The sequence below is a fragment of the Marinobacter sp. bablab_jr008 genome (assembly GCF_016464145.1).
GTDB classification, from domain to species: domain Bacteria; phylum Pseudomonadota; class Gammaproteobacteria; order Pseudomonadales; family Oleiphilaceae; genus Marinobacter; species Marinobacter nauticus.
In genome coordinates this window covers 96,482-114,267 of sequence record NZ_JACDWW010000046.1, presented here as the reverse complement: position 1 = coordinate 114,267, position 17,786 = coordinate 96,482, and the positions used below count along the sequence as shown (strand labels likewise).

Annotated in this window: 21 protein-coding genes; 16 read left to right on the top strand and 5 right to left on the bottom strand. The window is 58.8% G+C overall.

The features are described 5' to 3' along the window. The first annotated feature begins 69 nt into the window (after window positions 1-69). From JIF53_RS04740 to JIF53_RS04715, 6 genes are all read left to right on the top strand, one after another. The gene (locus JIF53_RS04740) at window positions 70-2,832 is read left to right on the top strand and encodes a ribonucleoside-diphosphate reductase subunit alpha (RefSeq protein ID WP_199451941.1); all 2,763 of its coding nucleotides are present in this window, start codon (window positions 70-72) and stop codon (window positions 2,830-2,832) included. Window positions 2,833-2,859: 27 nt separating this feature from the next. Beyond that, window positions 2,860-3,918, top strand: a complete 1,059-nt coding sequence (locus tag JIF53_RS04735) for a ribonucleotide-diphosphate reductase subunit beta (RefSeq protein ID WP_022990159.1) — start codon at window positions 2,860-2,862, stop codon at window positions 3,916-3,918. A 210-nt stretch (window positions 3,919-4,128) separates the two neighbouring features. Then, on the top strand, window positions 4,129-5,616 hold the full coding sequence (locus tag JIF53_RS04730; RefSeq protein ID WP_199451940.1) for a CHASE2 domain-containing protein: 1,488 nt from the start codon (window positions 4,129-4,131) through the stop codon (window positions 5,614-5,616). Continuing rightward, window positions 5,594-5,893 (top strand): hypothetical protein, encoded by a 300-nt coding sequence (locus JIF53_RS04725; protein ID WP_014423113.1) that lies wholly within the window; start codon window positions 5,594-5,596, stop codon window positions 5,891-5,893. Before JIF53_RS04730 ends, JIF53_RS04725 begins: the two co-directional genes overlap by 23 nt. Beyond that, window positions 5,890-7,377 (top strand): M48 family metalloprotease, encoded by a 1,488-nt coding sequence (locus JIF53_RS04720; RefSeq protein ID WP_199451939.1) that lies wholly within the window; start codon window positions 5,890-5,892, stop codon window positions 7,375-7,377. The genes JIF53_RS04725 and JIF53_RS04720 overlap by 4 nt, the downstream gene beginning before the upstream one ends. Window positions 7,378-7,466: 89 nt before the next feature. Beyond that, window positions 7,467-7,682 carry a helix-turn-helix domain-containing protein gene (locus JIF53_RS04715; protein ID WP_416234181.1) on the top strand — a complete coding sequence of 72 codons (216 nt, stop codon included), beginning with the start codon at window positions 7,467-7,469 and terminating at the stop codon, window positions 7,680-7,682. On the opposite strand, the gene JIF53_RS04710 is transcribed toward JIF53_RS04715, so the two are convergent. Next, window positions 7,644-8,237, bottom strand: a complete 594-nt coding sequence (locus JIF53_RS04710; RefSeq protein WP_031209933.1) for a LysE family translocator — start codon at window positions 8,235-8,237, stop codon at window positions 7,644-7,646. The two genes, JIF53_RS04715 and JIF53_RS04710, sit on opposite strands and share 39 nt — an antisense overlap. A 149-nt stretch (window positions 8,238-8,386) precedes the next feature. Between JIF53_RS04710 and JIF53_RS04705 the strand changes: the two genes are divergently transcribed. The 7 genes from JIF53_RS04705 to JIF53_RS04675 all read left to right on the top strand — a co-directional run bounded on the left by JIF53_RS04705 (window position 8,387) and on the right by JIF53_RS04675 (window position 12,288). Further along, window positions 8,387-9,397: a 2-hydroxyacid dehydrogenase gene (locus JIF53_RS04705; protein WP_011787254.1), complete on the top strand. Its 1,011-nt coding sequence runs from the start codon at window positions 8,387-8,389 to the stop codon at window positions 9,395-9,397. Window positions 9,398-9,435: 38 nt separating this feature from the next. Further along, complete coding sequence (locus tag JIF53_RS04700; protein WP_199451961.1) at window positions 9,436-10,209, top strand: CLCA_X family protein; 774 nt, start codon at window positions 9,436-9,438, stop codon at window positions 10,207-10,209. A gap of 128 nt (window positions 10,210-10,337) precedes the next feature. Continuing rightward, entirely contained in the window at window positions 10,338-10,514 is a 177-nt protein-coding gene (locus tag JIF53_RS04695; protein WP_199451938.1) for a hypothetical protein, read from the top strand. Continuing rightward, complete coding sequence (locus JIF53_RS04690) at window positions 10,507-10,806, top strand: helix-turn-helix domain-containing protein (protein ID WP_153739672.1); 300 nt, start codon at window positions 10,507-10,509, stop codon at window positions 10,804-10,806. The genes JIF53_RS04695 and JIF53_RS04690 overlap by 8 nt, the downstream gene beginning before the upstream one ends. Before the next feature lie 104 nt (window positions 10,807-10,910). Then, the gene (locus JIF53_RS04685) at window positions 10,911-11,321 is read left to right on the top strand and encodes a VOC family protein (protein WP_153739671.1); all 411 of its coding nucleotides are present in this window, start codon (window positions 10,911-10,913) and stop codon (window positions 11,319-11,321) included. A gap of 91 nt (window positions 11,322-11,412) precedes the next feature. Continuing rightward, window positions 11,413-11,730 carry an antibiotic biosynthesis monooxygenase family protein gene (locus tag JIF53_RS04680; protein WP_153739670.1) on the top strand — a complete coding sequence of 106 codons (318 nt, stop codon included), beginning with the start codon at window positions 11,413-11,415 and terminating at the stop codon, window positions 11,728-11,730. 186 nt (window positions 11,731-11,916) lie between these two features. Next, window positions 11,917-12,288 (top strand): hypothetical protein, encoded by a 372-nt coding sequence (locus tag JIF53_RS04675; protein WP_199451937.1) that lies wholly within the window; start codon window positions 11,917-11,919, stop codon window positions 12,286-12,288. Window positions 12,289-12,432: 144 nt separating this feature from the next. Here JIF53_RS04675 and JIF53_RS04670 read toward each other — a convergent pair whose 3' ends face one another. Further along, window positions 12,433-13,572, bottom strand: coding sequence for a GGDEF domain-containing protein (locus JIF53_RS04670; protein ID WP_227548770.1), 1,140 nt, complete (start codon window positions 13,570-13,572; stop codon window positions 12,433-12,435). Between the two features lie 48 nt (window positions 13,573-13,620). On the opposite strand from JIF53_RS04670, the gene JIF53_RS04665 reads away from it, so the two are divergent. Beyond that, window positions 13,621-14,028: a GFA family protein gene (locus JIF53_RS04665; RefSeq protein ID WP_153739668.1), complete on the top strand. Its 408-nt coding sequence runs from the start codon at window positions 13,621-13,623 to the stop codon at window positions 14,026-14,028. On the opposite strand, the gene JIF53_RS19400 is transcribed toward JIF53_RS04665, so the two are convergent. The 3 genes from JIF53_RS19400 to JIF53_RS04655 all read right to left on the bottom strand — a co-directional run bounded on the left by JIF53_RS19400 (window position 13,952) and on the right by JIF53_RS04655 (window position 15,457). Continuing rightward, complete coding sequence (locus tag JIF53_RS19400) at window positions 13,952-14,206, bottom strand: hypothetical protein (protein WP_264766288.1); 255 nt, start codon at window positions 14,204-14,206, stop codon at window positions 13,952-13,954. The two genes, JIF53_RS04665 and JIF53_RS19400, sit on opposite strands and share 77 nt — an antisense overlap. Before the next feature lie 99 nt (window positions 14,207-14,305). After that, window positions 14,306-14,494 (bottom strand): hypothetical protein, encoded by a 189-nt coding sequence (locus JIF53_RS19395; protein ID WP_226538070.1) that lies wholly within the window; start codon window positions 14,492-14,494, stop codon window positions 14,306-14,308. Between the two features lie 156 nt (window positions 14,495-14,650). Beyond that, window positions 14,651-15,457: an enoyl-CoA hydratase-related protein gene (locus tag JIF53_RS04655; RefSeq protein WP_199451936.1), complete on the bottom strand. Its 807-nt coding sequence runs from the start codon at window positions 15,455-15,457 to the stop codon at window positions 14,651-14,653. A gap of 196 nt (window positions 15,458-15,653) precedes the next feature. On the opposite strand from JIF53_RS04655, the gene betI reads away from it, so the two are divergent. Together betI and betB are read left to right on the top strand one after the other, a co-directional pair. After that, window positions 15,654-16,247, top strand: coding sequence for a transcriptional regulator BetI (betI, locus tag JIF53_RS04650; RefSeq protein WP_023008748.1), 594 nt, complete (start codon window positions 15,654-15,656; stop codon window positions 16,245-16,247). A gap of 62 nt (window positions 16,248-16,309) precedes the next feature. After that, on the top strand, window positions 16,310-17,779 hold the full coding sequence (gene betB, locus JIF53_RS04645; RefSeq protein WP_199451935.1) for a betaine-aldehyde dehydrogenase: 1,470 nt from the start codon (window positions 16,310-16,312) through the stop codon (window positions 17,777-17,779). Window positions 17,780-17,786 lie beyond the last annotated feature (7 nt).

Below are 17,786 nucleotides of genomic sequence, written 5' to 3'. Positions count from 1 at the left end.
ATTCGGGGCAAGGTGTGCCACTGCGTTCGCGAGGGTGAAACGGAACCAACGCGAATTCAGGAGAGCACCATGACAGCCACTGCCATTGCCGAACCCCCGGCCCCCGCGACCGATACCCAATCCCTGCAAGTTATCAAACGAAACGGCACCCTGGTGAGTTTCAACCCGGCCAAGATCAGTGTCGCGGTGACCAAAGCCTTCCTGGCGGTGGAAGGGGACCAGGCAGCCGGTTCCGCCCGCATCAACGACGCCGTGCACCGGGTTACCGAACAGGTAGTGCAGGCCATCAGCCGCCGCCTCAAAGCCGGTGGCAAGGTGCACATCGAAGACATCCAGGACCAGGTGGAACTGGCCCTGATGCGGGCCGAAGAACAGAAAGTGGCCCGGGCCTACGTGCTGTACCGTGAAGAACACGCCCGCCAGCGCGCCGTGGACGAGCCGGTGGAAGCGCACCCGCACCTGACCGTGAAAAAAGCCGATGGCAGCATCGCCCCGCTGGACCTGGGCCTGATGAAGCAGCAGGTGGAACAGGCCGCCACCGGCCTGGACGGCATCAACGGCGATTCGCTGGTGGAAGACGCCCTGCGCAACCTCTACGACGGCATCGAAGAGACCGAAGTGCTGTCTGCCCTGATCATGACTGCCCGGGGTCGCATTGAACGGGAACCCGACTACAGCGCCGTAACCGCCCGCTTGCTGCTGGAACAGCTCCGGCTGGAAACAGCGGAAGCCCTGGACCTGCCCCGCAGTCTTCCGCTGGCAGAGATTTATCCACAGGCCCTGAGCGCCTTTGTTCACGCCGGTATCCGCTACGAACTGCTGGACGAAGCCTTGGCGGCCTTTGACCTGGAACGCCTTGGCAACGCCCTGAAACCGGAGCGGGATCTCCAGTTCGGCTTCCTGGGCCTGCAAACCCTGTACGACCGTTACTTCCTGCACTGGAACAAGGCCCGCCTGGAACTGCCCCAGGTGTTCTTCATGCGGGTGGCCATGGGCCTGGCACTGCGTGAGGACGACCCCAATGCCCGCGCCATCGAATTCTATGAGCTGCTGTCCAGTTTCGATTACATGGCCAGCACGCCCACCCTGTTCAACAGCGGCACCCGGCATTCCCAGCTGTCGTCCTGCTACCTGACCACGGTAGGCGACGACCTGGAAGGCATTTACGGGGCCATTCGCGATAACGCCCTGCTGTCCAAATGGGCCGGTGGTCTGGGCAACGACTGGACCCCGGTGCGGGCCCTGGGCTCCCACATCAAGGGCACCAATGGCCAGAGCCAGGGCGTGGTGCCGTTCCTGAAGGTGGTCAACGACACCGCCGTGGCGGTGAACCAGGGCGGCAAGCGCAAGGGCGCGGTCTGTGCTTATCTGGAAAGCTGGCACCTGGACATCGAAGAGTTCCTGGAACTGCGCAAGAACACCGGCGATGAACGTCGCCGTACCCACGACATGAACACCGCCAACTGGGTGCCGGATCTGCTGATCGAGCGCATGCGCGAAGACCGCGACTGGACCCTGTTCTCCCCCAGCGATGTGCCAGATCTGCACGACCTGTACGGCAACGACTTCCGTGAGCGCTACCAGCACTACGAAGCCCTGGCCGAGCAGGGCAAGATCAAGCTGTTCAAGAAAATTCCGGCCAAACAGCTGTGGCGCAAGATGCTGACTGTGCTGTTCGAGACCGGTCACCCCTGGATCACCTTCAAGGACCCGTGCAACCTGCGCTCCCCGCAGCAGCATCAGGGCGTGGTGCACAGCTCCAACCTGTGTACCGAAATCACCCTGAACACCAGCGCCGATGAGATTGCGGTGTGCAACCTGGGCTCGGTGAACCTGGCTGCCCACATCAGGGATGGCGAGCTGGACGTCACGCGCCTGGAGCGCACCGTGAACACCGCCGTGCGCATGCTCGATAACGTCATCGACATTAACTTCTACGCGGTACCGCAGGCGCGCAATTCCAACCTGAAGCATCGCCCAGTGGGCCTGGGCCTGATGGGCTTCCAGGACGCCCTGTACCAGCTGGGCCTGCCGTACTCCAGCCCGGAAGCGGTGGAATTTGCCGATGTCGCCATGGAGCAACTCAGCTACTTCGCGTTGCGTGCCTCCGCCACGCTGGCGGGTGAGCGGGGTGCCTATGACACCTACGAAGGCTCGCTATGGAGCCAGGGTATATTGCCAATCGATTCAATTCAGAATCTGAAGGATGCTCGCCGTGAGGGTGACCTCTCGGTGAACACCAACAGCCGCCTCGACTGGACCCCGGTGCGGGAGCTGATTGCCAAAAACGGCATGCGCAACAGCAACGTGATGGCCATTGCCCCGACCGCGACCATTTCCAACATCGTGGGCGTGTCCCAGTCCATCGAACCGGCGTACCAGAACCTGTTCGTGAAATCGAACCTGTCCGGCGAGTTCACCGTAGTGAACCCCTCGCTGGTCCGCGACCTCAAGGCCGAAGGCCTCTGGGACAACGTGATGGTGAACGACCTGAAATACTTCGACGGCAGCGTGCAGCAGATCGACCGCATTCCCGCCGAACTCAAAGCCCGCTACGCCACCGCCTTTGAGATCGATGCCCGCTGGCTGGTGGAAGCCGCCTCACGCCGTCAGAAATGGCTCGACCAGGCCCAGAGCCTGAACCTGTACATGGCCGAGCCCAGCGGCAAGAAGCTGGATGCCCTGTATCAGCTGGCCTGGGAGCGTGGCCTCAAAACCACCTACTACCTGCGCTCCCTGGGCGCCACTGGCGCCGAGAAGACCGCGCCGGTGTCGGCGCCACAGCCGCAGGTGTGCAGCATCGACAATCCCGACTGCGAAGCTTGTCAGTAACCATTTACTTATTTGGGAGGCACCCACATGCTGGACTGGGACGACGAACCAAAAGCGCAAACCGCTGCCGCCGCCACCGGCGGCCCGGCGCCCGTGAATGTCGACGACAAGCGGGTGATTAACGGTGAGACCGACATCAACCAGTTGGCACCGTTCAAGTACCCCTGGGCCTGGGAGTACTTCATGAACGCCAACAAGAACCACTGGACGCCGCTGGATGTGAACATGGCGCAGGACGTTCACGACTACCACCACCGGCTGACGCCGGCGGAAAAACACGTGTACGAGAACGTGCTGGCGTACCTGACCACCTCGGACATCCTCGCCATGCGCAACATCGGCCTGGCGGTGATGGAAAAGATGAGCGCGCCGGAACTGCAGATCTACCAGGCCCGCCAGGTGTACGAGGAAGCGCTGCACACCTGGACCTACCAGCACTGCATCGAAACCCTGAACCTGGACCAGAGCGAGATCTACAACCGCTACCGCGTGGTGCCGGAGATCAACGGCAAAATCCAGCTGGCCAACCGCCGGCTGGACGCCGCCATGCGCTCCGACATGAACCTGCGCAACCCGGATGAGCTGCAGGACTTCGTGATGTCTTACCTGTTCTTCGCCGCCGTGTTCGAAGGCTGCTGGTTCTACAACGGCTTCAGCCCCATCTTCGCCCTGCAGCGCCGGGGCCTGATGCGGGGCACGGGCGAACAGTTGCAGTACATCCTGAGGGACGAAGCCATGCACTTCTCCTTCGGCCTGAAAGTGGTGAACCAGATTCTCGAGGAAGAGAAAATCACCCTGGACCCGAAAGCGGTACGCGAGATGTGGGACGAATCCGAAGCCGCGGAAATGGCCTACGCCAACTACGTGCTGCGGGACCCGATCCTGGGTTACTCGGCGGAATACCACAGCGAACAGTTCCGCTTTGTGGCCAACCGCCGGGCCCGTACCGTGGGCCTGGAAGAACCGTTCCCGGGGGCGAAGAACGTGTCGCCCTGGCTGGACGAGCAGGCCACCCTGCGCAAGGAGAAGAATTTCTTCGAAACCCGGGTGATTGAGTATCAGACCGGCGCGCAGCTGGAGTGGTAATAGCGTCGGCAGGTGTCCGCAGTATGAGCCGGGCACCTGTCAGGGTTCTTTACAGCGACCGGTTAGAGCCGTATTTAGTCTGTATATTAAGTGACCAGATCAACCCCGTTTTTTGAGGATAGGCCTGATTGTTGCGTGAGTAAGTACTCATAACTTGCTCGCTTCCGCAGTGCGGGCAGCGTGGGATTGCATCCCCGTGCGGAGGCCAGAGTGCAGACGTTACATGCAGGCACATCGCTAGCCGGAATGATTCGCCGCCACTGGGCGCTCCTGGTGGTGGGCTATTTTCTTGTTTTTGCCGATCCTTTTGGCATCAGCTCAAGAAGCACCCAAGCGATCAGTGACGGATTTGATCGGCTGTTTTCACCGTTCTATGATCAGGCGGTGACGACCAGCGGTGCCGACCTGGTCGATGTCATTCTGATTGATGACGCCTCCATCCGCCGGCTCTCCCACGAAGAAAATGGTTACCTGAGCGCCAATGACTGGCCTCTGGCCTACAGCGACCACCTGGTTCTGATCGACGCCCTTCGCCGCCTGGGGTATGGCACGATTATTCTCGACATCACCTTCTATCGTGCGCGCCAGTTGGATGACAGCTTTCCGCTACTTGTGGCCCGATTGCAGTACTTTCGGGAGCACACGGGTTTGGCCCTGGTCATGAGTGCTGGTGAACATCCGGGCCACCTTGAACCCTCAATTCAGCCACTCATTGCAGCGGCTTCTGATATCGGGTTGGTTGGCTGGTCCGGCTATGGCTCACACTATCCGATAAGGCGAGCACTGCCTGAATACGGTGAGGTTCCAACGCTGGCTGTTGCCGGATATGAGATCTATTGCCAGCAACCGCGGTCCAGGCCTTGCGGTGATCTATCGAAGGCAGCGGAGGCCTGGATGGTACCCCAGCCTCCCGGTATGCATCTCAGTTGGGGAATGCCGGCGCAGCGTATCACCTCAACGCTGGATTGCCGTGCAACGCCCGAAAACAATGGCGGATTTAGCTCACTCTGGCACTGGGCCAGGAATATCCTTCGCGCAGAATCCGTCAGTAACAACGGTGCCAAGCCATGCCCGCCGGTGCCGACTGCCACCCTTCGGGATGTCTTTTGCCTGGCGCCAAACTGCGATGATTTCTTCACCGAGATGCCCCTGCATAATCGGATTGCGATTGTGGGTGTGTCTTTACCCTCGGCCAGAGATCTGTTTAACCCACCAATTGCGGGGCAGTTGCCTGGCGTTTATCTGCATGCCGAAGCACTTCGCAACCTACTGCATTACGGCGCGGACTATCTGAAACCGATCGGGGTGGAATGGAATCTCGCCGGGATTGGCCTGCCAGGGTGGACCATTCCGGTCGATCTGTTGCTGTCCTGGCCGCTGATCCTTTTTCTCATCCTCATGCTCGCGCGCTGGGTTCTGGCATGGCGCTGGCGCGACGAGCGTCGAGCGGAATGGCCAGAGTTGGCGGTGGAGCTGGCTGAGTTGATCATCATCGTCCTCAGCCTTTGTGTGCTCTACAGCGTTTTACTGTTGTTTCACCGCACCCCTGGCTTCCTGGCAGAGCTGATCGGTTTGACACCGTTACTGTTGATCGCAGTCAGAAAAGAAAGAAAGGAGATGGAAAATGAACGGAAAGCGATGGCTTTGGCTGCTTGCACTGCTGTGCAGTTCGGCCTTGGCAGAGGCTCAGTCCATTGAGGGTTTTCATGACCCGGAGAATGCCTTCGTCAGCAAACCGGATGGCTCGCTTGTACCGGCACGTGAGCTCGGTTTGCAATTGCCCGTCACGATCAGTGGTAAGGAGCGGGGCCAGTACCTGTTTGAAGGGCCGGGGGGCACCTATCGGGTGTTTGTTCCGGAGGTGATTACAAGCGATTCCAAACAGCCGGTTATTTACTGCGATAAATCACAGGTGGTGTTTGCGGATGACCACCAGGTGGCTAGTGCCCGTGGCGTAGGGGAGGACTGCCCATGAACTATCATAACAAAACAGCGCTTGTTTTAGTCGCCGTGTGTTTCGGCTTGATCGGCTGCAGCTCATCGCCTTACCAGTCGAAAGACTGGAGCACCAACAAAGAGATGCGGCAGCAGCAAATCAACGAGCTTGTTGTCCAGGCCGATCAGTACCAGGCGGCCGGGCAGGATCCTTCCGAAGATGCGGTTCGTTTGCGCAGCGACAGCGTGGCGCCATTGAATGCCCGTGATGTCACCCCGGCATTGCAGGCCATTGCCGAGGAACTGGCAGAAAACTGGTACGGCGGACCCTGCCATTGTCAGGTTCGGGTGGGCCCGAGCTACAGTTTCGGCGGGTTCACCTACCCCGAGGGTACCGTTGTTATTCAGGCCGGAACCCTGGAATACCTGGATACCCGTGATGAAGTGGCCGCACTGCTGGCCCATGAACTCTCTCATCTATGGCTGAATCATCACCAGAAGAATGAACTGCAAAGCACAACAAAAGGCATAACCGATCTGGCCCAGGCCATTTCCCTGTTCGGTAATGACGACAAAGCCCGTGAGACCACCCTGCGGATGGGCGGATCGACCGATGCCCTGGTAGCGGCAGCAGGGTTCACCCAATGGAACCGGCAGCAGGAAACCGAAGCGGATTTGTTGGCGGTGAAGATTCTGGAAAAATCCCGATACAGCCCAATGGCCATGATTGCGCTGTTAACCAAGCTCAAGAATGACAAAGAGGGAATACCCGTAGCCGGCAGTGCCTACGAAGAGATGATGACCGTAGCTGCCTTGAAAGCCAGAAAACAGGAGGCGGAAGTCAGCGATAACCAGCTCCAGAAATGGCTCTCTTCTGTCGCCAGCGATATGGGCGGTCGCGAGTATCTGTCATCGGAAGAGCGTCGGAATATTGTCCGGATGGTGATCTACGATCTGGATGGCGCAATACTGGCACGCTCGTTTACGGACCTTCAGATCGATGTCGACGCCCTGGCGCCGGTGACGTCCCTGAAAACGATCCACACCTACCCGCCCGCCAGTAAAGACTACGCGCAACTGGTTGACCGTGCCCTGGCAAGCGAGCCCGAGAATCTCCATCTGCAACTGTTGAAGTTTCGTGCTCTGCTGGCCCGGGGTGAGCAACAAAAAGCCCGGGAAATGGCGGAAGCCTTCATCGCAAGACCCGATGCCAGTTTCAGTGTGCTCAGTGAGGCCACCCGGTTTCTGGACCAGCAATCTGGCCTCTCGGATACCGACAAAAAACGGCTCATGCACGACGCAGTGTCCAGGCTCGCGGATCTCGACCTGCCAGATGCCTACGTGGCCGATGAATACTACTTGTCCAAACGGTATCAGGTTCCTGGCGTGAGTGCGCTGAAGGAAAAGCTTTGTGAAGCCGGAGCCGGCAAGGTGGCGGTAAGAGAACGATGCGACCTTGCCAGGCAGGCACTGGAACGCAACGTGAGTTTTTATGAGTTGCTTGCCAGGGCAGAAAGCCAATAAAGGGTTACCGGTTGCGGTTGATTGGATGAGCTTCTGCTAGGCTAGTGCCATACGCACCGGCCTGGCCGATTCGCTTTGAGGCAACCACCATGACCGACCCTCGCACACCTATCTTCTGGCGCCGCGTTCAGCATGGTCAGAACGACCTGAAGCGCGGTGCCAGTATTGCCGAAGCCGCCCTCAACGCCGGCTTTGCCGACCAGGCGCATTTCCAGAGAACCTTCAAACGCGTGGTGGCGGCCACCCCGAACCAGTATCGCCAGCCCTCAGTCCAGCAACAGGAACACGCAACTTCCGGCAAGTAACAGCGCCAGAACCCGGTTGAACCCGCGCAAGATTCGCGGCTGCTGCACCAGCCGGCGAAGCCCGACCCCGACATACACCCAACTGGCCAGAGAGAGCCAGCAAATGGGCAGATACAGCCCCGCAAACAGCCAGAGCAGGGTGCTATCGCCGCCCTCGGTAAACGCACTGATACCCGCCACCGAAGCAAGCCAGGCCTTGGGGTTCAACCATTGCATCAGGGCGCCGGTGACAAAGCCGGGGGCCGGGCGTGCCTCATCCTCACTGAGATGGCCATCGGCGGTGGCCAGCTGATAGCTCAAGTACAGCAGGAAGGCGACGCCAGCCCAGCTCAACCAGCGCTCGAACCCGGGCGCGTGTTCCAACAGCGAGTGCAGACCCAGGCCCACCGCCATAAACAGCGCGATAAACCCCAGAGTGGCCCCGGTGACAAACACCAGGCCCTGAGACACCGGATAGCGCGTGCCACTGCTCAGGCACACCAGATTGACCGGCCCCGGCGATACCGAAGCCACCAGGGCGAAGGCCGACATTGGCAGGATAATGGACAGACTCATAGCATCAGCACTCTGTGAACCAACGGAGGCGCCCAGTGTGCCCGGAGCCTTGTAACCGGTATTGAACAAAATTGCGGTGGCTCGCCGCCGGGCATTTGATTTATGTTTGAAGAACCCCGTACCCACCCAGACCGGATGAGGCCAATCCCATGAAAGTGGCGGTTTTCAGCACCAAACCCTACGACGAACAGTTCCTGGCACAGGCGAACCAGGCCAGCCACCAGCATGAACTGGTGTTCCTGGAACCACGCCTGAACGCGGCCACTGCGGCACTGGCCAAAGGCTTCGACGCCGTATGCGTGTTCGTGAACGACCAGGTGGACGCCAACGTACTGGAACAGCTGGCCGCCGGCGGCACCCGGGCCGTGGCCCTGCGTTGCGCCGGCTTCAACAACGTCGACCTGAAAGCCGCCGAACGCCTGGGTATAGCCGTGGTACGGGTACCGGCGTATTCCCCCTATGCGGTGGCCGAACACACCGCCGCCCTGATCCTGACCCTGAACCGGCAGATCCACCGGGCCTACCACCGCATTCGTGATGGCAACTTTGCGCTCGACGGCCTGCTGGGGTTCGATCTGCGGGGCCGCACCGTGGGTGTGGTGGGCACCGGCCAGATTGGCGTGGAAGTGGTACGCATCATGCGCGGGTTCGGCTGCCGCGTGCTGTGTTACGACCTGCACGCCAACCCGGAGGCGCAAACGCTGGGCGCGGAATATGTGAGCCTGGACGAACTGTTCCGGAAAGCAGACATTGTGACCCTGCATTGCCCGCTCACCCCGGACACCCATCACCTGATTGATGCCGCAGCCGTGGCCAAAATGAAAAAAGGCGTGATGCTGATCAACACCAGCCGGGGCGCCATGGTGGACACCGCCGCCATCATCGAAGGCCTGAAATCCGGCCAGGTGGGCTACCTGGGGCTGGATGTGTATGAGGAAGAAAGCGACCTGTTCTTCGAAGATCTCTCCAATATCGTGCTGAAAGACGACGTGTTCGCCCGTTTGCTCACATTCCCGAATGTGGTCATCACCGGCCACCAGGCGTTTTTCACCCGCAACGCCCTGGAAAGCATTGCACACACAACACTCAGCAACCTGACGGACCTGGAAACTGGCGGCGAATGTGCCAACCGGGTGCTGGCCGCCAACGGCAGCACCTGAACTGAGACATGCCGCCTGCGCCTTCGTACAATGCCGCCATGCCCAGACCCTTCTACAGAACCGGCCCCGACCACCGCGCCGGGGCACCGGTCAGCTTTCTAGACGTGCGCCGGCGGTTCCAGTTTCGATCCGTCGAGATTGGCCGCTGGGTAACCGAGCCTGAAAAACAGCGCAGTGCCGCCCTGTTCTACGATGCCCTGTGCGACCTGATGACCATCCTCGGCGGCACAGAAAGCTTGATCTCCCTGCGCGGTACCCTGGCCCTGCAATACGGCATTGGCGGCCGCCCGGGGGTGTCTGCCCATTACACCCCCGCCACCCGCAGCTTCGCCCTGGCCAAAAACGCCGGCCCCGGCAGCATCGCCCACGAATGGTTTCATGCCTTCGACCACTACATCGGCGACAAACTGTTCCCCAACATACCCCGGGGCCAGTTCGCCTCGCGCCAATGGCTCACCCGCCAGGACGCCATCCAGCACCCGCTGAACCAGCGCCTGCAAGCCTGTTACCAGGCCATCCTGCTGGACGACAGCGGCCAAAACCCCAGCCCTCTGTTCCGGAACTCCGCAAAAGCCGACAAAGCCGCCGGCGTTCACTACTACAGCCAGCCAGAAGAACTCTGTGCCCGAGCCTTCGAAGCCTTCATCCAGGACGCTGCAGTGAAGAACGCCTTTCTGGTGAAGGGCACCAAAGAGAGTGAAGAAGCCCGCCTGGGGCTTTACCCACAGGGCGAACAGCGCGACCGGATAAACGCCGCCCTCCGAACCTACTTCCATTCTCTGGGCCGCGCACTACAGCTAAAACCAGCCTAAAAACCGGAGTTATACGAACGCGTTCGCAAAACCCCGGGCAGCCTCCGGAAATTGTTGCTAACCTTCTGATAAGTTTGAAAAGGAAAAACAGGGCGGGCGGAGTTATACGCCCCCAACATGGAGCAGGGGTGGCTCGAACACGGGCGTATAACTCCGGCGGTAGCCGTGGTGGAGTGCGAGTCATCTACTTCACCAGATTGGCAAATGGTGAGATCTGGTTATTGGTGATCTACAAGAAGGCCGTCAAGGAGAACATACCCGCGCATATCCTGAAGTCGATTCGTGAGGTATTGGAAAATGAGTAATGAGACTCTGAGTGCTGAGGAGCTTGGCAATAAGCTCCTCCAATCTGTTAAAGAAATGAAAGCGGGCAAGGCTGCGCGCGTCAGTCGTGTGGAGCCAAATCAGGTCGCAGAGGCGCGTGGCAAGACTGGCCTTACACAGCGGGAGTTTGCCGAGGTACTCCATATTTCTCCGCGAACGTTACAGGAATGGGAGCAGGGGCGACGTAAACCTTCAGGGCCGGCAAAGGCGCTCATCGAGATTGCGTTTCGTCATCCCGAGGTTATTCGGGAAGACCTCGAACTCAGGGGTTAACAAGGTGGTCAACGGGACGCTGGACTTCCCCCACTTCAGTAAACACCTTCTATAGCTAGGGAAGCCCTTGGCTCAAAGTGCTCCATAAACCACGGAGGGATTGTATGGAAATCAAGTGCATTTCAGGTTTTGCGTCCATAACCAAAGACCCTGCGGCCAGTGCGTCTCTGTATGAGGATGCGCTGGGCCTGCCGCTGGAGAAGATGGACGACTATCGTTTCATGGATAAATTCCCCGGAGCGAACCATTTCGGAGTATGGCCCCTTTCGATGGCAGCTACCTCTTGTTTTGGCCAGGAGGAATGGCCCGATTATATTCCGGAGCCGACGGCGACCATCGAATTTGAGTTGCCGGATGCAGCGGCTGTAGAGGCGGCCGTGCAAGAGATGAAGGAAAGAGGGCAGGAATTCGTTCATGAAACCCGCACTGAACCCTGGGGGCAGACGGTGGCACGGTTTATGAGCCCCGAGGGTGTGTTGATTGGCCTGAGTTATGCGCCATGGCTTCATGAATAAGTGCCTAACTGTGGCGTCAATGCGAATGTGATTGTCCGCTGATGCTCCAACGCCAGCCGGTTACGCCGGGCGTTAAATGCCAGAGGGATCTATGTCGGAGATAGCAAAAACCCCTGAGCCGCCGTATTACGCGGTTATTTTCAGTAGCCATCGCACTGAGGGCGACAATGGCTACGAGGCAATGGCAGACAGGATGGTTGAGTTGGCTGCAAGCCAGCCAGGGTTCCTGGGAATGGAATCGGTGCGTGAGGAATTAGGCATCACCGTTTCCTACTGGGAGAGCCTGGAGTCCATCACCAACTGGAAAAAGAACGCAGAGCACCGAGAAGCTCAGAGGCTTGGCCACCAAACCTGGTACTCCACCTTTCGGGTTCGTATTGCGAGGGTTGAGCGCGACTACGGCATTTAACCCGTTCCCGGTGTCAACAACAGCGAAGTTTGACCGCTTTTTATCAGTTTAGATTGTCCGGTTTTTGAGCGTCAGTGTCTTCAGAGTCCTCCTGTTGGACAGTAGTACCGGGAACGAGGCCGGTCCAAAGACATAGCCATCTTGTAAGATCTGGTGAGTTGAGGCCAACCATGAGGATGGTGAGCTTTGAAAGAGCAATATCTCTGTGTTTCCTGTGAACGTTTCTTCCCTACAGGAGAGGCTGTTGATGGCGGTGATCAGGGTTTTCGGAAAGGCTTTCTCTGTCCTTTTTGCAGCGCCAATTTGAGTGAGGCAGGTGAGTCGGACGACATCCTTCATCTACGGTTCGGCCCGGTCTATTATCTGGCCATGATTTTGGTGTTTTTGGTGGTCATTGGAGAGGTGGTTCAGATTCCGGTCAGTTCAAACTCCTACATCAACGATTTTTGCACTTTCATACTCCTGTCTGCGATCCCCACTGTCCCGTTTCTAATAGTGAACCGGAAATCCGTTTTTGGAACCAGGACGATCTACACTCGTAGAATTGATAGCCAGTAGCGTAAGCGGAGCCGTTTCCCAACGCGGTTGACCTGACCACAGCTTTTTATTCGATGCTACGGGATGCCGTACTGGTCACCATGATGGCAAGCCTGTCGGGCTTGGGCAGCAGAGACGCCTTTTTCTTATTGCCCGGAAGTCCCGTTAAATACGAATGACGGTGGGTGTTCGCGAAAGGCATTCCTCGCCTGGGTTTTTCGTTGCCAGATCGACAACGCAGTTACGCCCCTGTTTTTTGGCGGCGTACAGCGCGTTGTCCGCACGGTGCAGCACGGCACTCCACTCGCGGTCTCTGGAATCGTAGTGAGCCACTCCGAAACTGGCCGAGAGCGTTAAACAGACATCATCACCAATCGTGATCTGGGTGTCTGCCGTTTTGGCTCTGAGTTTCTCCGCCACCTCTAATCCCTGCTCGGTGTCTTTACCAGGCAACAGCAGAACAAATTCTTCGCCCCCGAAACGCGCCACCACGTCATGCTTTCGTATGTGCTCTTTGAGCGTATTGGCAAAGCGCCTCAATACCTCATCGCCTACATGATGGCCATACTCGTCATTCACGTTTTTGAAGTGGTCCAGGTCGCACATGATAATGGCGAAGGGCGCACCTGAACGCTGCGCACGGCTGAACTCAATGTCACAACATTCGTCGAATGCCCGCCTGTTGTAGAGCCCCGTTAAAGGATCAATCCTGGCGATTTCGGAGAGTTCATCCTGCAACTCATCGGACGCCATCCATATCGTGCAGAAGGATGACAGAATAACCAGTAGTTCTCCGGCAATGATCGTCAAGGCGCTGAGCAACCCAGCCCTCATGAAATCTTGAGGCGGTATGGCGTAGAACGACCAGAAAAAGCGGAAAATAAACAAGCTACTCATCAGCAAAAACATGGCGATGAGCATTTTGGCGACCATGCGGTTGCGGATGTCCCGGTGTTTCAGCAGTCCGCTGGCACCGATCAGGCAGATCGCTGCACAGACCATAGAGAAGGCCTGTATACGGATATTTATATCTGGAATATGAAAGGTATAGAAATACAGTAAAGCAGCAAGCAGGACCACCAGTGTGGTGCTTAGCCAACGCTCATGGCGCAGCGTGATACCCAGGAAACGAAACAGTCCCCGGTAAATCAGCACAACGCCCATAATGATTGCGATATTGGCAATCACGATGGACAGGAAATCGTAGATTACATGGCGCAGGCCGAGCAGCACACAGCCACCGCCGATCAGAAAATAGCCTGCGCCATGCAGCCAGTTGGTGGTGCCTTTGCCGAAGCTTTGCATGCACGCGAACACCGGTTGATACCTTGAATACTGATGGGAGGAAATGCGATGACGGATTATGTTGGCTCTTGCCTGTGTGGCGCCGTGAAGTTCGAGGTGCACGGAGACTTCGACAGCTTTTACCTGTGTCATTGCCGGTATTGCCAGAAGGACACCGGGTCTGCCCACGCGGCAAACCTGTTCTCCCAGTCGGCCCGGCTGGTCTGGCTGTCGGGTGAGGAGGCCGTGGCCTCCTTTACGCTCCCGGGCACCCGGCACCAAAAGTGTTTTTGCCGGACCTGTGGTTCGGCAGTGCCCAACACCCATATTCCGGGTTTGCTGGTAGTGCCTGCCGGGTGTCTGGACTCGGAGCTCTCCCGGGTGCCTACCGCGCATCTTTTCACGTCGAGCCGGGCAGCCTGGGATCGCGCGCTGGGCGATGTGCCGGAGTTCTCCGGTTTACCAAAGGCGACTTGATGCAGGCTATCGGGTGGAAGGACGGCGGATAATGATGACGGTTTTGCTGAAGGGCCTGTTGGTCTGGAGCGGTATTCTGGTGCTGGTCATCGCCGGTTTCCAGTGTTCGCAGAACCGTCGAGCCGTCCAGCAGGTAGAAGCGGACATCATCCAACTGGGAGTAGCCGAGTTCGGCCACCAGGTTGAGCCCGGCCGATGTGGCGTTCTCTGTGGGCACGCGCAGCCATTAGGCCGATGACGTAATGCCAAGGGTAGCTTTGCCGTCGGGCTGGTGTTGCTAGTCGCCGGCCGGCAGTGAGAGCACGTCCTGCAGAGATGCGAGGCCATCGCTGTCTTCCCAGTACTGGAACTGGCTGGCGATAGGTTGGTCTGCTCCGATGACGACGGTGGCTGAACGGGCAAAGGCGGCCTGGCTGCACAAAAGCAGCAACAACAGGAGAATGCGACACGTGTGTAGCAGGTTCACCGAAAGCCGACCTCGCTCGTCAACCCGAGACTGTTTGTTGTTTTCTTAACTCTGTCAGTCTAGCAATGCTGGCGGGCGAGAAAAGCCGTTGTTGTGGGTTTTAATGCAGCAAAATGTGTCAGGTTTCTAAGTAATTAACGTGGCTGGGCGTTTGCCTCATTGCTTTCGGGCCAGGGTATCCAGCATGCGGTTCACCACTTCCAGATGTTCCGGCTCATTGTGGCTCATGCCCTGGAAGCAGGCGCAGATATCCAGGAAATCCCGCAGTTCCGTGCGCTGGGCCATTTTCATCAGGCGCTTGGTCAGCCGGGTGGCCTTGGCGGGCTGCTGGGCGATACTGCGGGCAAGTGTCATGGCCGCGTCCATTAGCTGATCGGCAGGCACCACGTCCATCACGATACCAAGCTGTCTGGCTTCGTTGGCGTCGATCACGCGGCCGGTCAGGGTCAGCTCAAACGCTTTCTGGTAGCCGATCAGGCGTTGCAGGAACCAGGCCCCGCCGTCACCGGGAATAATGCCCAGATTCAGGAAGGTTTCGCCAAACTTCGCGTTGTCTGCGGCCAGGCGAAGATCCGCCATGTTGGCCAGATCAAATCCTGCGCCGATGGCGGGGCCGTTCACCGCCGCAATCACTGGCACTTCCACGGCGTCCAGTGCCAGGGGAATACGCTGGATGCCCTTTCGGTAGCGCTCGGCGCATTCCGCCGGATCGCCTGCGAAGTCCCCGCCCCGTTCGGCCATATCGCGAATATTACCCCCGGCACTGAAGGCCGAGCCTGCACCGGTGATCACCAGCACGGATATCTCCTCGCAGCTGTTTACCCACTCGGCCGTGGCAACTATATCGTCGATCAGATGGGAGCCGGTAAGCGCGTTGCGCAGGTCGTTGCGGTTCATGGTGAGCGTGGCCACTCGGTTTTCCAGAGTCAGCAGGGCATCGGTGAGTTGGGGCAGGGTACTCATAGTGGCTCCTTGTTGTTCGCGGTTGCCCCGATTGTGTCCTGACTGGCCGGCGGTTGCCAGCAACCTTTGGTGGAAGACGCATCCAGTGTAATGAGGTGATGTGGTGGTTTTCTGATCAAATTTGAAATCCCTGTCACGTTTCTGTAGCCTTTAATTTAATTGAACGTTCAATTAATAAAGATTGGATGGAAAGCCCATGCCGAAAGTCGGAATGAAAGACACCCGCCGCCAGCAACTGATCGACGCCACCATGGAGTCCATCGCTGAACTGGGGATGCAGAACACCACGATCGTGAGCATCAGCAAGCGGGCGGGAATGTCGTCCGGCATCATCAGCCACTATTTCGGGGGCAAGCAGGGGCTGATTGAGGCCGCCTTGCGCTACCTGCTGGACCAGTTAGGCAAGGAGCTGCGGGAGCGCATGGCGAAAACCGATCGCTCCCCGGCCCAGCGGCTGGACTGCATCATCGAGTCCAACTTTTCGGAGTTCCAGCGTTCGGCGCTGGCGGCGAAAACCTGGCTCAGCTTCTGGGCCCGCTCAATGCACGAGCCGGGGCTGAAGCGTTTGCAGCAGATCAACAACGCCCGGCTGTACAGCAACCTGCGTTATTCCTTCGCGCAGGTGCTGCCGCAGGCCGAGGCGACAGCGGCGGCCCGGCAAACGGCGGCGATGATCGACGGGTTCTGGTTGCGCAGTGCCCTGAGCCTGGACCCGGCCGAGAGCTTTGAAGCCGGCGAGCGGCTGTGCAAGCAGTTTGTCCACGAGACACTGGCCCGGGCTGGCGCCTGAGCCAATTTGAATTCCACGGCCCACAAGGCCTGAAGACACCGAACAGAGGTTACCAACGCGCTATGTCTGCATCTCTTCCTGTGGTTCAGAACTTTGTCCACGGCCGGTTTCTGGCCAACAGCACCGGCGAGACCTTCCCGGTGGTGAATCCGGCTACGGGCCAGGTGATCTATGAAGTGGAAGTGGCGGATGAGTCTGTGCAACAGGCCGCCATCGAGAGCGCCCGCGCCGGTTTTGCCCAGTGGGCCGCCACACCCGCCATTGAGCGCAGCCGTATTCTGCTGAAAGCGGTGGCCTTGCTCCGCGAGCGCAACGACGAGCTGGCGGCAGTGGAAGTGCGTGACACCGGTAAACCCTGGCAGGAAGCGGAAGCTGTGGATGTGGTGACCGGCGCCGATGCCATTGAGTTCTTTGCCGGCCTGGCACCGTCCATCGAAGGTAACCAGCAGGATCTGGGTGGCGATTTCTACTACACCCGCCGGGAGCCGCTGGGCATCTGTGCGGGCATTGGTGCCTGGAACTATCCGATCCAGATCGCCTGCTGGAAGTCGGCCCCGGCCCTGGCCTGCGGCAACGCCATGATCTTCAAGCCATCCGAAGAAACGCCCATGGGCGCGGTGAAGCTGGCGGAAATCTTTATCGAAGCCGGTGTGCCGGCGGGCGTGTTCAACGTGGTGCAGGGCGCTGCCGAAGTGGGCCAGTGGCTGACCCATCACCCGGAGATTGCCAAGGTGTCGTTCACCGGCGAGGTGGGCACCGGCAAGAAGGTGATGGCCGCCGCCGCGTCGTCGCTGAAAGACGTGACCATGGAACTGGGTGGCAAGTCGCCGCTGATCATTTTCGACGACGCCGACCTGGAGAACGCCATCTCCGCCGCCATGGTGGGTAACTTCTACACCCAGGGCGAGATCTGCACCAACGGTACCCGGGTGTTTGTGCACGAGGATCTCTACCCGCGCTTTATCGAGCGCCTGCTGGAGCGCACCCGCAAGAACATCAAGGCCGGTGACCCGATGAACCCGGACACCAACTTCGGCGCGCTGATCTCCAAAAAGCATCAGGAACTGGTGTTGGGTTACATCAGCAAAGGGCTGGCCGAAGGCGCCACGCTCAGCCACGGCGGTCGGGCCTTTGAGCCGGAGGATTCTCAGGGCGGCTATTTCGTGGAACCGACCATTTTCACCGACTGCACCGACGACATGACCATCGTGAAGGAAGAGATCTTCGGGCCGGTGATGTCTGTGCTCACCTTCCGCGATGAAGACGAGGTGATTGCCCGGGCCAACAATACCGATACCGGACTTGCCGCGGGTGTGTTCACCAATGATATCCGCCGGGCACACCGGGTGATTCACCAGATCCAGGCCGGCATCTGCTGGATCAACAGCTACGGTGCTTCGCCGGCGGAAATGCCGGTGGGTGGCTACAAACTCTCCGGTATCGGCCGTGAGAACGGGCGCGAAACCATTGCGCACTACACCCAGGTCAAGTCGGTGTATGTGGGCATGGAAGACATCGACGCCCCGTTTTAACCCCGCA

What these genes read in the sequence shown, in the direction of transcription:
- JIF53_RS04665 (WP_153739668.1), top strand. Translation starts at nt 13,621, where the DNA reads ATGACGGATTATGTTGGCTCTTGCCTGTGTGGCGCCGTGAAGTTCGAG.
- JIF53_RS04740 (WP_199451941.1), top strand. Translation starts at nt 70, where the DNA reads ATGACAGCCACTGCCATTGCCGAACCCCCGGCCCCCGCGACCGATACC.
- JIF53_RS04690 (WP_153739672.1), top strand. Translation starts at nt 10,507, where the DNA reads ATGAGTAATGAGACTCTGAGTGCTGAGGAGCTTGGCAATAAGCTCCTC.
- JIF53_RS04710 (WP_031209933.1), bottom strand. Translation starts at nt 8,237, where the DNA reads ATGAGTCTGTCCATTATCCTGCCAATGTCGGCCTTCGCCCTGGTGGCT.
- JIF53_RS04705 (WP_011787254.1), top strand. Translation starts at nt 8,387, where the DNA reads ATGAAAGTGGCGGTTTTCAGCACCAAACCCTACGACGAACAGTTCCTG.
- JIF53_RS04700 (WP_199451961.1), top strand. Translation starts at nt 9,436, where the DNA reads ATGCCCAGACCCTTCTACAGAACCGGCCCCGACCACCGCGCCGGGGCA.
- betB (WP_199451935.1), top strand. Translation starts at nt 16,310, where the DNA reads ATGTCTGCATCTCTTCCTGTGGTTCAGAACTTTGTCCACGGCCGGTTT.
- JIF53_RS04655 (WP_199451936.1), bottom strand. Translation starts at nt 15,457, where the DNA reads ATGAGTACCCTGCCCCAACTCACCGATGCCCTGCTGACTCTGGAAAAC.
- JIF53_RS04715 (WP_416234181.1), top strand. Translation starts at nt 7,467, where the DNA reads ATGACCGACCCTCGCACACCTATCTTCTGGCGCCGCGTTCAGCATGGT.
- JIF53_RS04735 (WP_022990159.1), top strand. Translation starts at nt 2,860, where the DNA reads ATGCTGGACTGGGACGACGAACCAAAAGCGCAAACCGCTGCCGCCGCC.
- JIF53_RS04720 (WP_199451939.1), top strand. Translation starts at nt 5,890, where the DNA reads ATGAACTATCATAACAAAACAGCGCTTGTTTTAGTCGCCGTGTGTTTC.
- betI (WP_023008748.1), top strand. Translation starts at nt 15,654, where the DNA reads ATGCCGAAAGTCGGAATGAAAGACACCCGCCGCCAGCAACTGATCGAC.
- JIF53_RS04670 (WP_227548770.1), bottom strand. Translation starts at nt 13,572, where the DNA reads ATGCAAAGCTTCGGCAAAGGCACCACCAACTGGCTGCATGGCGCAGGC.
- JIF53_RS04680 (WP_153739670.1), top strand. Translation starts at nt 11,413, where the DNA reads ATGTCGGAGATAGCAAAAACCCCTGAGCCGCCGTATTACGCGGTTATT.
- JIF53_RS04685 (WP_153739671.1), top strand. Translation starts at nt 10,911, where the DNA reads ATGGAAATCAAGTGCATTTCAGGTTTTGCGTCCATAACCAAAGACCCT.